This is a genomic window from Terrimonas ginsenosidimutans (assembly GCF_022012415.1).
Taxonomy (GTDB): domain Bacteria; phylum Bacteroidota; class Bacteroidia; order Chitinophagales; family Chitinophagaceae; genus Terrimonas_A; species Terrimonas_A ginsenosidimutans.
On record NZ_JAKLTR010000003.1, the window covers coordinates 446,334 to 461,028 of the forward strand.

General features: G+C 46.0%; 8 protein-coding genes. 6 read left to right on the forward strand and 2 right to left on the reverse strand.

The genetic code is table 11. The annotated features are described in order from the left end of the window. Window positions 1–22 precede the first annotated feature (22 nt). Both LZZ85_RS06940 and LZZ85_RS06945 read right to left on the reverse strand, forming a co-directional pair. Window positions 23–1,783, reverse strand: a complete 1,761-nt coding sequence (locus LZZ85_RS06940) for a glycoside hydrolase family 9 protein (RefSeq protein WP_237870024.1) — start codon at window positions 1,781–1,783, stop codon at window positions 23–25. 8 nt (window positions 1,784–1,791) lie between these two features. Further along, on the reverse strand, window positions 1,792–2,571 hold the full coding sequence (locus tag LZZ85_RS06945; protein WP_237870026.1) for a ThuA domain-containing protein: 780 nt from the start codon (window positions 2,569–2,571) through the stop codon (window positions 1,792–1,794). A gap of 624 nt (window positions 2,572–3,195) precedes the next feature. Between LZZ85_RS06945 and LZZ85_RS06950 the strand changes: the two genes are divergently transcribed. The 6 genes from LZZ85_RS06950 (at window position 3,196) to LZZ85_RS06975 (ending at window position 14,692) form a co-directional block, all read left to right on the forward strand. Beyond that, a complete protein-coding gene (locus LZZ85_RS06950; RefSeq protein ID WP_237870028.1) occupies window positions 3,196–4,620 on the forward strand; it encodes a glycoside hydrolase family 30 protein in 1,425 nt (474 codons plus the stop codon). Window positions 4,621–4,644: 24 nt separating this feature from the next. Next, window positions 4,645–6,039 carry a glycoside hydrolase family 30 protein gene (locus tag LZZ85_RS06955; RefSeq protein WP_237870030.1) on the forward strand — a complete coding sequence of 465 codons (1,395 nt, stop codon included), beginning with the start codon at window positions 4,645–4,647 and terminating at the stop codon, window positions 6,037–6,039. A gap of 35 nt (window positions 6,040–6,074) precedes the next feature. After that, entirely contained in the window at window positions 6,075–7,826 is a 1,752-nt protein-coding gene (locus LZZ85_RS06960) for a cellulase family glycosylhydrolase (protein WP_237870032.1), read from the forward strand. Further along, entirely contained in the window at window positions 7,771–10,503 is a 2,733-nt protein-coding gene (locus LZZ85_RS06965; RefSeq protein WP_237870034.1) for a glycoside hydrolase family 2 TIM barrel-domain containing protein, read from the forward strand. The genes LZZ85_RS06960 and LZZ85_RS06965 overlap by 56 nt, the downstream gene beginning before the upstream one ends. Before the next feature lie 41 nt (window positions 10,504–10,544). Continuing rightward, window positions 10,545–13,007: a glycoside hydrolase family 2 protein gene (locus LZZ85_RS06970; protein ID WP_237870036.1), complete on the forward strand. Its 2,463-nt coding sequence runs from the start codon at window positions 10,545–10,547 to the stop codon at window positions 13,005–13,007. Window positions 13,008–13,174: 167 nt separating this feature from the next. Then, the gene (locus LZZ85_RS06975; protein ID WP_237870038.1) at window positions 13,175–14,692 is read left to right on the forward strand and encodes a hypothetical protein; all 1,518 of its coding nucleotides are present in this window, start codon (window positions 13,175–13,177) and stop codon (window positions 14,690–14,692) included. Window positions 14,693–14,695: the final 3 nt, after the last annotated feature.

Genomic DNA, 14,695 nt, shown 5'->3' on the forward strand with positions numbered 1-14,695 from the left:
AAGACAATATTAGTGTAATGATCTAATCGTTCAATGCGGTCAGTGCCTGCAAAAACCATGCAGCATGGGGGATCCATTGTTCGGTCCATCGCCATTCATTTCCCCCGGCTTCTTTTTTAAAATCGATCCCTGATCCATCGGGCGCTCCGTCTTTGCCAGTGATGCCATTGGAGATCCCGCCTTTCTCAGACCCATGACCAAACATGGACGCCATATAGGGAACATTGTTCTTTCCGAACCCATACATAAAGCACATGTTATAGGGGTTGCAGCCGAGGATCCAGGATAGTTGCCGCCAGCTGAATTTGCGAAGCTGTTCCTGTGTTACTTCGTCATCCCTGAACGCGAGCTTTCCTCCTGCCATTGCTGCTGTTGCCAGTGACGCCAGTCTCGCATTCTCTCCCTGCCACCACCAGCCTGACTCGTTCTCGTGTGGTATAAAAAAACCTTCCGTGATCTTTTTGTTGTAAATAAATGTTTGCCTCGCGTAGCCGAAAGCATTGTTTTCGATATTCGTTATTTTCAATTGATAGTTCAGAAACTTCCTGATCGTTTGAATGGCTTGTTCCCGGAATCCCATTTCTTCTTCCTTTTGTAAATAGCGGCTTAATGCGATAACAGGCATTCCTGCGTCTGAGGCGTGCCAGAAAGGCCGGCCATTATCGTTTGCAATGAAGTATCCTGCAGGTGAAATTCGTTTGCAAAGATTTCCGGCCCGTTTTCTTGCTTCACCACGATAGGTATTTTCTCCTGTCGCGATCCAAAGTTCCGTAGCAGCCATCAGTGCACAATAGTCGTCCAGTATGTTTTCTTTTCCATCATCGGTATAGCGAAGATTGTTCTCCTGCAGATGAGCAAAAGCTCTGCGCGCTGCGTCAAGATATTGAGCGGATGAGAATTCGCCCTCCTTATTCCACCGGGAGATACGCGCAAGTGCAGCGATGGCCATACCGGCACCTTCTCTGAATGCGCATTGATAGTCTGATGTGGTGACGCTGTTTGCTAACAACCCGACGATCCGTCTTTCCTTCGGATCCGGTTTGAAATAACTGAAGACCGTCATGTAGAAAAAACCTTTTGAAGAAAGAGACCGCATGAGATAATCAGCCCCCCACAATGCTTCTGATTCAAGTGCAGGTTTGCTGCCCAGTTCGTTCAGCAGGGATTCCATTTTTTCCCTGGCGTTGATCATTGACCAGGTAACAAGCGGGGTTTGCTGGGGCAGCATGTAATTTGTGTACGCGAGGTGCGAAAAATATTTACTGATATCACCGGATGCGTCACACCAGCCGCCGCGTATATCCACTGTTTCTTTGCTCCCGTAAAGGAGCACCTGTTTGTCCGCCTCCTGTTCCTGTGATGTGTTTGCCCGTTGTTTGTTATAATAATGAATAATGGACGGAAGGGTAAGCCGGGAAAGAGCATTGTCCGCTATGGTGAACGGTGCAGAAAAGCTGGTGTCTTTTCCTGAGATCACCGCTGTGATATACTCTCCGGGTTGCTGCAACGAAGTGAATTCGCCCTGGTAATAAACCTTTGCAGGCGCCCAGTCGATAGTTCCCGTGACGGGATACAGCCGGGCTTCCGCTATCTTTTTCTTTGAAAGATCGAGGACCTGGAACTTCAGCCCATCGATGCGTTTGGATACACTCACCACAGCAATCTTTGGTGCGCGGGTATCATAAGCCACCTGGTTCACAGAAATTTCCGCAACCGGAGTTTGTGCACCGGATGACTGACCCAGGACGATCATATAGCTCAATATCAAAATGTTTTTGATCATAGCAAACGTTATTGGTTTTTTGCGGAGCTTCCGGCAGCCCAGAAGATCGCATTCCTGAAAAGCCGTACATAAATAGGGTTTTGAAAAAGATCCGGAGAATGGCCCATGAAAATGTAGATATTCCGCGCTTTCATTTTTTCATTGCTCCAAATGACCGGATGATCACCCATTTTCCTGTCCGAATCCGGGTGATAACTTGATTCATCAACGTTTGCCAGCACCCGGGCATGGGCTCTCGGACTTCGGTCATAAGTATACCACTCTTCTTTTTCTATCCTGAAAGCTTTGGGAAGCCCTTTCATAACCGGATGAGTACTGTCTTCAACCCGTACAGTGCCGTCAGCGAAATCAGGGATATAACTTTTAAAACGAACCCTTCCCATAAACTTCCAGAACCAATCCCAGAGTTTGAAGCCGTCAAATTCTCCAAGCAGGGTAGCGTGGTGAAGTCCGATCCATCCGCCTTTGCCAGTTTCTATATAATCTGTAAATCCTGCGGCAGCTTCAGGTGTCCAGTTATAAGGCGGGTAATCCAGCTGAATGAACAACCGGAACCGGCTTAAAAAAGCCCCGGTAATGGAATCTGTGTTGTTGATATAGGTCACAGAAAAGCTGCTATCTGTGGCTAACTGGTCCAGCCATTTGCCGGCGGCGGCTGAGAACCGTACATGGTGTCCGCCGTTTTCTGCCAGCACAAGAACGTTGAACCGGGAAGCGGCCATTTGCCCATGTGCGCGCATGCCGGTGCCGAGAGCCAGCAAGAGTAATGTATGGTAAAACAATTTCATGTGCTTTAGAGATGCATTAAAATCTATGACTGACGTAGTGATGAAGTAGCTGAAAAATGAGGAAAAGCAGGCAACGGCAGTAAATTGAACGCCAGCAGTTTTAGCAAGAAAGCACGTCAGCGCAAGCTGTCCGGTCATTTTTTTACTACTAAAGTATGTGTAACACAATGCTTCAATGTAACGGACTTCGCCAAAAGATCTCTTCGTTTGGTATATTCTGGTATTTATACCGGTCTATACAAAAGGCAGTGACAGTTTGGTTCAGCAGCGATGATAGGGCAAATTATCAGAAAACCGGCTTCGCTTTTTATACGGCACAGCCTGGATTTTCGAAATCGTTTTCTTGAAAAGGAAATTTTTTTCCCGAAAAACTCAATAATTTGACGCCCGCTTGACCGGAAGCAGCAAAGGCCATGGATCAGCTCAGCTCAGAAAACAGGTACTGTAAGGTGGAGGTCCGCCATGCCAGTAAAGATATTCCTGTGAGTAGCAAAAAAGCCGTCCATCGCTGATAGCGTTCCCCGTTTAAACCGGGGGACATATACCTTCTGCTTTCATTTTTTACGGGCGTTATCAGTTAACGCATTTATTCAATCAGACCGTAAAAACAAACAGTTGCTCTGTATGAAAAGAATCATCTGTTCTTTATCTTTTATTGCATTTCTCTCCGCGGCTATTGGGCAGTCGAAATCGGTGTCGGTGATCACCACGGCCGCCGGTAGTGATCTCCGTCTGTCTGCAAGAGGCACGTTGTCCTTCAAAACCCATAAGCAGCCCCTGGAGACGGAACCCTGCATTTTTGTTGACCCGGCCAATAAGTTCCAGACCTTTACCGGCATTGGGGCTGCACTTACAGACGCCTCAGCCGAAACCTTTGCTCTCCTGCCAAAAGACAAACAGCAGGAACTGCTAACGGCCTATTTCGATCCGCAAAAAGGCATCGGCTATACTCTTGCACGAACGTCCATTCATAGTTGCGATTTCTCCAGCGGTAGCTATACATATGTAAAGGATAATGATAAGGAATTGTCCAGCTTCAGTGTTGCGCATGATGAACAGTACCGCATTCCTTTTATTAAACAGGCCATTGCTGCAGCCGGCGGCAAATTGCCGCTGTATGTCAGCCCCTGGAGTCCACCCGCCTGGATGAAAGACAATAACAGCATGCTGCAGGGCGGCAAACTGAAGGCAGAGTTTCAGCAAACATGGGCTAATTATTACGTTAAGTTCATTAAGACATATGAGGCATTGGGCATTCCGGTTTGGGGACTGACTGTTCAGAATGAACCAATGGCAAAGCAACGCTGGGAGTCCTGCATATTCACGGCTGAGGAAGAGCGTGACTTTATCAAAAACTTTCTCGGACCAACATTGCAGAAGCAAGGCCTCAGGAGTAAAAAACTGATCGCATGGGATCATAACCGCGACCTGCTTTATCAACGAGCCAGCGTGATCCTGAATGATAAAGAAGCTGCCAAATACCTTTGGGGAATCGGTTTTCACTGGTATGAGACATGGACCGGTGGTCCTATGCAATTTGACAATCTTCGTTTAGTGAACCAGGCATTCCCGGATAAGAACCTCATCTTTACCGAAGGTTGCAAAGAGAAATTTCATATCGATAGCGTAAATAACTGGTCGCTTGGCGAACGTTATGGCTATTCAATGATCAATGACTTTAATAATGGAACAGTTGCCTGGACCGACTGGAATATTCTTCTTGATGAACATGGCGGCCCGAACCATGTAGGCAACTTCTGTTTCGCACCCATTCACGCGGATACGAAAAATGGAAAATTGATCTATACGAACGCCTATTATTATCTCGGCCATTTTTCCAAATATATCCGCCCCGGTGCGAAAAGGATCGGCGCATCTTCCAGCAGAACCAAATTGCAGACCACTGCATTTCAAAACACTGACGGAAGTATAGCTGTGATCGTAATGAATCAGTCAGACGAGAAGCTGAATTATAAACTCTGGGTCAATGGAGAAGCGGCGGAAACGGAAAGCCTGCCCCATTCAATATCCACGTTGATCATTAAATAACCAGCATAGAAACGAATTGCTTTTATGAAAAATATTATCAAACATACTATACTTGCTGTATGCCTGGTTGTTTCAGCCGGTGTACACGCCCAACAAGCCGAAGTTTGGTTGACCGATGTTGACCAGAATAAGCTTTTTCAAAAACAATCTCAATCATTCCAGTTTGATAAAACCGGATCTGATCTTCCTGTCATCGCTGTGAACGAAAGGGAGACTTATCAGTCGATCGATGGATTTGGATATGCACTGACAGGCGGAAGCGCGATGCACATCATCCGGATGAGTGCAACTGCAAGAGCTGCATTGCTGCGGGAACTGTTCGGCGTGAAAGGGAATGAGATCGGAACAAGTTATATCCGTCTGAGTATTGGCGCCTCAGATCTGAATGAAAAAGTGTTTTCTTATAATGATCTGCCGACAGGGGAGATCGATACGCTGATGAAGAAGTTCGATCTGGGCGAGGACAGAAAGGATGTGATCCCCGTAATGAAGGAAATTCTTAAGATCAATCCGAAGATCAAGATCATGGGTTCGCCATGGTCTCCACCCGTCTGGATGAAAACAAACGGCGATACGCGAGGTGGAAGCCTGAAGCCGGAGTATTATGCTGCCTATGCACGTTACTTCGTAAGATATGTACAGGATATGAAGAAGGAAGGAATCGTGATCGATGCGATCACAGTGCAGAATGAACCTTTGCATCCCGGCAATAATCCAAGTTTGCTAATGCTTGCTCCCGAGACGGCAGAATTTGTAAAGAATCATCTTGGTCCTGCCTTTAAAAAGGCCAGCATCAAAACAAAGATCATTGTGTATGATCACAACTGCGATAAACCTGAATATCCTATCTCTATATTGAATGATCCTGAAGCGAAGAAGTACATTGATGGTTCTGCCTTTCATCTTTACGGCGGAACCATCGATGCTATGTCGAAAGTGCATGACGCACATCCTGACCGGCATCTTTATTTCACAGAACAATGGGTTGGCGCTCCGGGAAATATGAAGCGTGATATTGGAGAGCATATCAGCAAACTGATCATTGGCGCGAGCCGTAACTGGTCACGTACCGTAATTGAATGGAACCTTGCGTCTGATCCGCAGTGGCAGCCGCATACTGATCGCGGCGGTTGTGATCGCTGTCTCGGCGCTATTACGATCGATAAAGACAACGTGAAGAAAAATCCCGCATGGTATATCATCGCACATGCCGCAAAATATGTGCGGCCGGGCTCTGTGCGGATCGGTTCAAATACGATGGACAGTTTGCCCAACGTCGCTTTCCGTACGCCGGATAAAAAAACGGTATTGATTGTAATGAACAAAGGGAAGGAGGCGACAAAATTTTCTATCTCATCTAACGACAAGCAATTTGTTGCGGAGTTAAATCCTGGTGCGGTGGCAACCTATATCTGGTAAAAAACATCTGATCTTTTTATTTCCAACGAACAATTATGTTTAAAAAAATATTCACCATAATTCTTTCACTGTTATTTATTAACGGCCTGATGCCTGTTTGGGGCCAGGGATTTTTAAAAGCGAAAGGGAAACTTATTGTAAACGAGAAGGGCGAAAAGGTGATCCTGAGAGGTATGGGATTGGGAGGATGGATGTTGCAGGAAGGATATATGTTCCGCCTTTCCAATATCGGTCAGCAGTATAAGATCAAAGCAAAGATCCAGGAAGCTGTTGGCGAAGAAAAAACGAAACAATTCTATGAAAGCTGGCTGGCGAATCATACCACAAAAGCTGATATCGATTCAATGGCTGCCTGGGGATTCAATTCCATGCGGCTACCGATTCATTACAACCTGTATACATTGCCGGTAGACGAAGAGAAAACACCGGGACAAAATACATGGATCGAGAAAGGTTTTGCAATGACGGATAGTTTACTGGCCTGGTGTAAAGCAAATAAGATCTACCTGATCCTGGACCTGCATGCCGCTCCAAACGGCCAGGGAAATGATCTGCCGATCGCTGACCGTGATCCGTCAAAACCCACACTTTGGGAAAGCGAGGCAGCAATACAAAAGACCATCGCTCTTTGGCGAAAACTGGCGGAGCGCTATGCCAATGAGCCATGGATCGGAGGTTATGATATCATCAACGAACCCAACTATGGTTTCGAAGATCCCAAAGGTGATGTTCGCGGCACCAATGAAAAAAAGAATGAGCCGCTGAGGAAACTGATGGTTGATATCACAAAAGCCATCCGTGAAGTAGATAACAAACATATTATCATCATTGAAGGAAATGGATTTGGAAACAACTACAATGGCGTACTTCCTACCTGGGATGATAATATGGTACTGAGTTTTCATAAATATGGAAACTTCAATACAGTTGACGCGATCAAACGTTTCCTGGAATTGCGTGATCAGTACAATGTGCCACTTTGGCTTGGTGAGTCCGGCGAAAATTCCAATACCTGGTTTTATGAATGTATCAAACTTGTTGAGTCAAATGATATCGGCTGGGCATGGTGGCAGAATAAGAAAATGAACATCAATAATCCCCTGGAAATACGAACGCCGGAAGGGTATTCAAAATTGCTGGAATTCTGGTCAGGGAAAGGGCCAAAGCCAACTGAAGAGGAAGCATGGAAAACATTAACGCAGTTGCTGGAGAATCTGAAAATCAAGAATAATGTATTCCATAAGGATGTGGTAGATGCAATGTTCCGGCAGGTGCAGTCGGCCGAAACAAAACCATTCAAAGATCATCAGATCACAGATAACACAACTATTGAAGCGGTAGACTTCGATATGGGGCGGCAGCGCCTTGCATATTATGACAGGGATACAGCCAGCTATCATTATACACCAGGCGTTAATACGCGTGGTAATCGCGGTGGTGCTTATCGTAATGATGGAGTAGATATCCAACGCGAAGGAACTGCTGTGCATATCTTCAGTATCGAGGATGGCGAATGGTTGCAGTATACCGTGAACGTTCCAAAAGCTGGTAATTACAATGTAAGCTTCGAAATATCGACGGCAAATGATAGTGCAAGAATATCGCTGCTTTCAGGAAAGAAAACATTGATCAACGAGCAGCCGCTGGAAAATACTGGCGGATTGCAGCAATGGAAGACATCAGCACCACAATCAGTCCGGTTGGAAAAAGGTGTTCAACAAATAAGAGTTTATGCGAACAAAGGCGGATTTAATTTCAGACGTATCTATTTTAAAAAGAAAGATTAGAGCAGGGCTTTTCAGTGGAGTGTTTCTGCTGGCTGGATCGGGTTTTGCGCAGGCACAGTCACCCGCGAGAACCGTGATAAGCATCAATGATCACTGGCAATTTCATAAAGGGAGATCATCGGAAGATACTTTGCAGGACAAGTGGCAGATGGTCCAGGTGCCACATACCTGGAATGCGCTGGATGTAATGGATGATGCTCCCGGTTACTACCGGGGTGTTGGCTGGTATAAAAAACGCATCGCGGTGAATCCATCATTCCGTGATCGTGATGTGGCCTTGTATTTTGAAGGCGCCGGCCAGGAAGCTGAAGTCTTTATCAATGGGAAAAAAGCAGGCAGCCACAAAGGTGGTTATACCGGTTTTTTTATTCCGGCAACCGCTTACCTCCAATTTGATGGAAAAGACAATATCAATGAGATCCTGGTAAAAGTTGATAACAGTTATAATGAAAATCTTCCGCCATTATCTGCCGACTTTACTTTTTATGGCGGACTCTACAGGGATGTGTACCTCGTAGCAGCTGATGCCGTGCATTTCAGTTTTGATGCAAAGGGTTCTCAATCGGTGTTTATAACAACGCCGCTGGTAAGTGCGGGAAAAGCAACAATTGAAGTAAAAGGAGATGTTTCCAATAAAAGTAGTGCGCTGCGGAAACTAAGCATTGTCACTGTCCTGAAAGACAAAAAGGGCAACCAGGTTTCTCTTCAGCAAGCAAAGCTAACGGTGGAGCCTGGTAAGGATGCTTCCTTCAGGCAGCAGATGCCGGCTGTCCGTCAGCCGCGTTTATGGTCGCCCGAAGACCCCTTTCTGTATACACTTTCTATTTCCATTACAGATGCGGCAACCGGTGAAAAGCTGGATGAACTGACGCAACCCGTCGGTTTCCGTTGGTTCAGTTTTGATGGCGCTACAGGTTTTCATCTGAACGGCAAGCCATACAAGCTCGTTGGCGCAAGCCGTCACCAGGATTATAAAGGGTTAGGCAATGCCGTTCCTGATGAGCTCGCAAGAAAAGATATGCAGCATCTTAAGAAAATGGGAGGAAACTTTCTTCGCGTGGCGCATTACCCGCAGGATCCTTCAATTCTTGCCGCCTGTGATGAGTTGGGAATTCTTACATCTGTAGAAATTCCTTTGGTCAATGAGATCACTGAAAGTGAAGAGTTCTACCGGAACAGCCTTGATATGCAAATGGAAATGATCCGGCAGAACTTTAATCATCCTTCTGTTGTGATGTGGTGTCACATGAATGAGATCCTGTTGCAGGGAAGATATAACAATGACAAACCGCGACAGCAGGTCTATTTAAAATCTATCGAGAAACTTGCGCAGAAGATGGACAGCATCGCGCGAAAGACGGATCCGTATAGAGGAACAATGATCGCGCATCATGGTGATTTTGAAAAGTATCGACAGGCCGGCCTCACCGCCATCACGGATGTTGTTGGCTGGAATCTTTATTCCGGCTGGTATGGTGGAAAGATGGAAGATTTTCCTTCTTTCCTGGAACGTCATCATCGTGAACTGCCGAATAAAGTGCTGGTTGTTTCCGAATATGGAGCAGATGCGGATCCGCGCATCCGCAGTTTTAAGCCGATCAAGTTTGATAAAAGTGTTGAATACACAACAAGGTTCCATCAGTATTATATCTATGAAATGCTGAAGCGCCCTTTTGTGGCTGGCGCGATGATCTGGAACCTGGCTGACTTCAATTCTGAAACAAGGGGAGAAACAATGCCTCATATGAATAACAAGGGATTGCTGACTGCTGATCGTATTGCAAAGGATCCGTATTATTTATACCAGGCAGTACTGACGAAAGAACCTTTTATTAAGATCACTTCTTCTTCGTGGATTGAACGAACCGGCATTGCTGACAGCAGTACAGGCTTGTGCGTGCAGCCGCTGCAGGTGACCAGCAATCTTGATTCTGTTGAATTGTTATTGAACGGCAAGATCATTGGAAAGAATGCCGTCGTTGAATCGTTGACGGCATGGTCTGTTCCATTCGCTGATGGGAAGAATAAAATCCTGACAAAAGGATATAAGGAGGGGAAATGGTATTCGGATGAAATGGATATCAACTTTACCATGATACCTTATTCATTAAAAGACGAGCGATATCCTTTCCGCCAGTTGAATGTATTACTGGGTGCTGACCGCTATTATATCGATCAGAATAGAAAACAGGTTTGGATCCCCGACCAGCCCTATCGTGCCGGTGCCTGGGGATCTCTTGGCGGGAAGGTATTTAAACTCACGGGTAATACGCGCCTTCCGTACGGCTCAGATCGTGCAATTGCCGCAACGGATGATGATCCGCTCTACCAGACACAGCAAACAGGAATAGAACAATACAAGCTCGATGTGCCGCAGGGAACGTATGAACTCACACTTCATTTCGCGGAGTTACAGGGCGGCGCTGTAAAAGGATTGGTTTATAACCTGGAGAATTCCGCAAGAACAGAAGACTCCACTTCCAGGATCTTCACTGTGCTGATCAATGATCAACCCGTGCTGGAGAATTTTGATATCGCAAAGCAATATGGCGTAGCCACTGCGGTATCGAAAAAAGCGCGCATTGATGTAAAGGATGAAAAAGGTATCACGCTTGTGTTTAAAGCAATCAAAGGCGAGCCTGTACTGAACGCATTACAGGTTGTAAAGATGGATTGATAAGAATGCCTTTATAAATGTACGATAACGATAATCGAGCTATGATGAAACTGAAGACTGTTTTTTTCTCCCTGATCTGTTTGTGTTTTTTTTCTGCAGCGAATGCGCAGCAATCCGCGCGATTGACGGGTAACTGGGAATTTGTCAGAATGGATCTCGGCGGCGTTTGGGAGGCGGTACGTCCTGTTGGGAAAGGCAATCCCGAGGAAATGCCTGTCTGGGAAAAGGTTTCACTGCCGCATTGCATGAATGCGCGTGATGCTGTTGATCCGGATGTGAACTATTACCAGGGACCGGGTTGGTACAGAACCCAACTCGCGGTCAACAACCCTTACACTGGCGGACGTGTGCTGCTGCATTTCGAAGGAGCAGGACAAAAAACGGATGTATACATTCACACCGTGAAGGTAGGCAGCCATGTTGGTGGCTACGATGAATTTACTATTGATATCACCGATGCGGTTGAGGCATTTAAAAGAACTGATGTTTTTAATAAGCAATTCAGAGGGAAAGTGCCATTGGTGATCAGGACCGATAATTCCCGTGACCTCGAAATGATCCCTTCAAGCCTTTCGGATTTTACTGTTTATGGAGGGCTATACCGGTATCTGAACCTTGTATATACACCGGCGGTTTCTATTGATAAGATCTTTGCATTGCCAACGGTGGACAATGCAGGAAAACTGGGCAAGCTCGTGGTAAAGGCAAGATTGTATGATCCGGCAAAAAAGAATAGCGGTAATGCAACGGTCCGCTTAACTGATCCGGGCGGAAAGATGATCGCTCAGATCAATAAAGAGCTGTCGTCTTTATCCGGTGATCTTTTGCTCAACGAATTTTCTGTAAGATCTCCGGTGCTATGGTCAACTGACAATCCGAAGCTATATACTGTATCAGTGACGATAAAAAATGGGAACGATAGCAGTGTATTGACAGAAAGGATCGGTTTTCGTCATTTTGAGTTTGTGAAGAAAGGGCCATTTATGCTGAATGGCAAAAGACTTTTGTTAAATGGAACGCACCGACACGAAGACCATGCAGGTGTTGGTGCGGCGATGACGGAAGAGATGATCCGTACCGAGATAAAACTGATGAAGGATATGGGCGTGAACTTCATCCGTCTTGGGCACTATCAGCAATCACGTATCGCGTTGAATCTTTGTGACAGTCTCGGTTTATTGGTGTGGGAAGAAATCCCCTGGTGCCGGGGTGGTTTGGGTGGAGATATTTACAAAGAACAGGCGAGACGGATGCTCACGAATATGATCGAGCAGCATTATAATCATCCATCGGTGATCCTTTGGGGACTGGGAAATGAAAATGACTGGCCCGGTGATTTTCCTGAATTCGATCAGCAAAAGATCCGTGTGTTCATGAAAGAGCTGCATGATCTTTCGCATAAGTTGGATGACTCCCGTCTTACCTCTATCCGCCGTTGTGATTTTTGTAAAGACATCGTGGACGTCTACTCCCCTTCTATCTGGGCTGGTTGGTACCGCGGCGTTTATACCGAATACAGATCGATCACAGAAGCTGAATATGGAAAGACTGATCATTTCTTTCATGCGGAATGGGGAGGTGATAGTCATGCAGGCCGGCATTCTGAAAACCCGGATAACCAGTTGCAAAAGATCCGCACGGGAAATGGTGGTGACGAACGTGCCGGTGATGCTTCTCTTTTTGGTGGTAATGCGCGCGTTTCAAAAGATGGAGACTGGAGTGAAAGCTATATCGTAAACCTGTTCGACTGGCATTTGAAAGAACAACAAAACATGCCGTGGTTGACAGGTTCTGCGCAATGGGTATTCAAAGATTTCGCCACTCCCATCAGGCCGGATAATCCTGTTCCTTATATGAACCAGAAAGGTGTGGTGGAAAGGGATTTTACACCAAAGGAAAGTTATTATGTCTTCCAGTCATACTGGACAACCAAGCCAATGGTCCACATCTACGGTCATTCATGGCCGGTTCGCTGGGGTGATGAAGGTGAAGCAAAGACCGTGAAAGTTTATTCCAATTGTGATGAAGCGGAGCTTTGGGTGAATGGTAAAAGCTATGGCGCAAAGAAACGGAATGTACAATCTTTTCCAGCGGCAGGATTACACTGGGATGTAGTCTTTAACAAGGGTGATAATTCAGTAAAAGTTATCGCAAAACAAAAAAAGGTACAGGTAGAAGATTCTGTTCATTTCCGGTATGAAACGGAGAAATGGGGAAAGCCTGCGAAGATGATACTGGAGAAAGTGAAGCAGGAAGGAGACATTGCCACTGTAGAGGTGAAGCTGGTGGATGATAAAGGCATTCAATGTTTGGATGCCGCAGCATTTGTTCGTTTCGGTATGATCGGAGATGGAGAGCTGATCGATGACCTGGGGACTTCGAGCGGATCGCGTTATGTGCAGTTGTATAATGGAAGAGCGGTGATCCGTGTTAAGGCAAATAATGCGGTGAATAAGATCAGTGTAAAATCAGAGGGACTCAAGACTGTGTTTATAGATCTATGATAAGATTGGCGGATTGGGGAACGCGGCGGGCGCGGCGATACGCAGCGTACGCGGCGAAACAGCCAAAGGGAAGACATTGTATTTCGCTGCGCTCGCCGCGTGTCGCTGCGTCCGCCGCGTTACTGCTACGCCAATCATGCCTCGAATGGAATTAAAATTTATAACGAATGCATCGAATCATATCAGTTCTGCTACTTTCTTTCATCTGCATGTCATTGCGCGCTCAATGGACATCCGCATTTGTCCACCCCGGAAAGGATGGACGATTGGAATACAAACCAGATGAAAAAGGAAATATTATTCCTGATTTCAGTGGGGTGGGCTATTATCACCAGCAACGCCAGATCCCATTGGTGAAAGTCGTAAAATCCGTAACGCCATCTGCAGGTGATGACCTTGCTGTGATCCAGCAGGCAATTGACGAAGTATCCAAAATGCCGGTTGCCGCAAACGGATTTCGGGGAGCGATCTTATTAAAGAAAGGAACGTATAAAATATCGGGAACGATAAAGGTCGGTGCCGGCGGAATCGTTCTGCGCGGTGAGGGCGATGAAACCAAACTGATTGCAACAGGCAAAGGGCAACGATCGCTTATCTCCGTTTCCGGTTCAGGTAATTTGAAAGAACTTCCCGGTACTGGAAAACGCATCACGGACAGGTATGTGCCTGTTGGAGCAAAATCGTTCATGATTACAGATGCAAAAGATTTGAAACAGGGAGACCGGATTGTTGTATTCAGACCCGGTACGCAAAAATGGATCACGGATCTGAAAATGGATCAGATTGAAGTACGGGATTCCGGAACAAGGCAATGGCCGGCTAAAGAGTATGATCTGCATTTTGAAAGACAGATAACAAAGATCCAAGGTAATCGCATCTTCATCGACAATCCTGTTGTGATGGCCATGGAAGATCAATATGGTGGCGGTGAGGTCTATCAGTATTCATTCAATGGTCGTATTACTGAAGTTGGTGTGGAGGATCTTTCTTTTGAATCTGAATACGCCAGTGATGTGGATGAAGATCATGGATGGAATGCGGTTTCATTCAATAAAGTGGAAAATGGCTGGGTGAGGAATGTACAGGCAACCTTCTTCGGCTATTCCTGTGTGAACCTCGGTTCGCAAAGCAAAAATATCACTGTCCAGCATTGCAGATCTATCGATGCTAAATCACAGATCACCGGCGGACGCCGTTATTCGTTTAACAATGATGGACAGCAGAATCTTTTTGTCGATTGTTATGCATCCGATGGGCGTCATGATTATGTGACTGGTGCAAAAGTTTTAGGGCCGAATGTATTCTTCCGGAGTAAGGCGGAAAAAACGCACGCCGATATTGGCCCGCATCATCGTTGGGCAGTGGGAACATTGTATGATAATATCGAAACCGATGGAGAGATCAATGTGCAGGATCGGGGTAACTGGGGAACGGGTCATGGGTGGGCTGGGGCCAACCAGGTGATCTGGAACTGCACCGTATCAAAAGCAGCTATCCAGGATCCCTGGGTATCCGGAAAGAATTATGTGATCGGCTTGAAAGGCGAAAAATATGAAGGACGATTGAAAGGAAGACCCGATGCTGTATGGGAAGGGCAGAATAAGCAAGGCCTGCAACCATCGTCATTGTTTGAGATACAGTCGAAGGAAGCAGGTGTGAAATGGGATGAACTCTATAAAAACTAAATC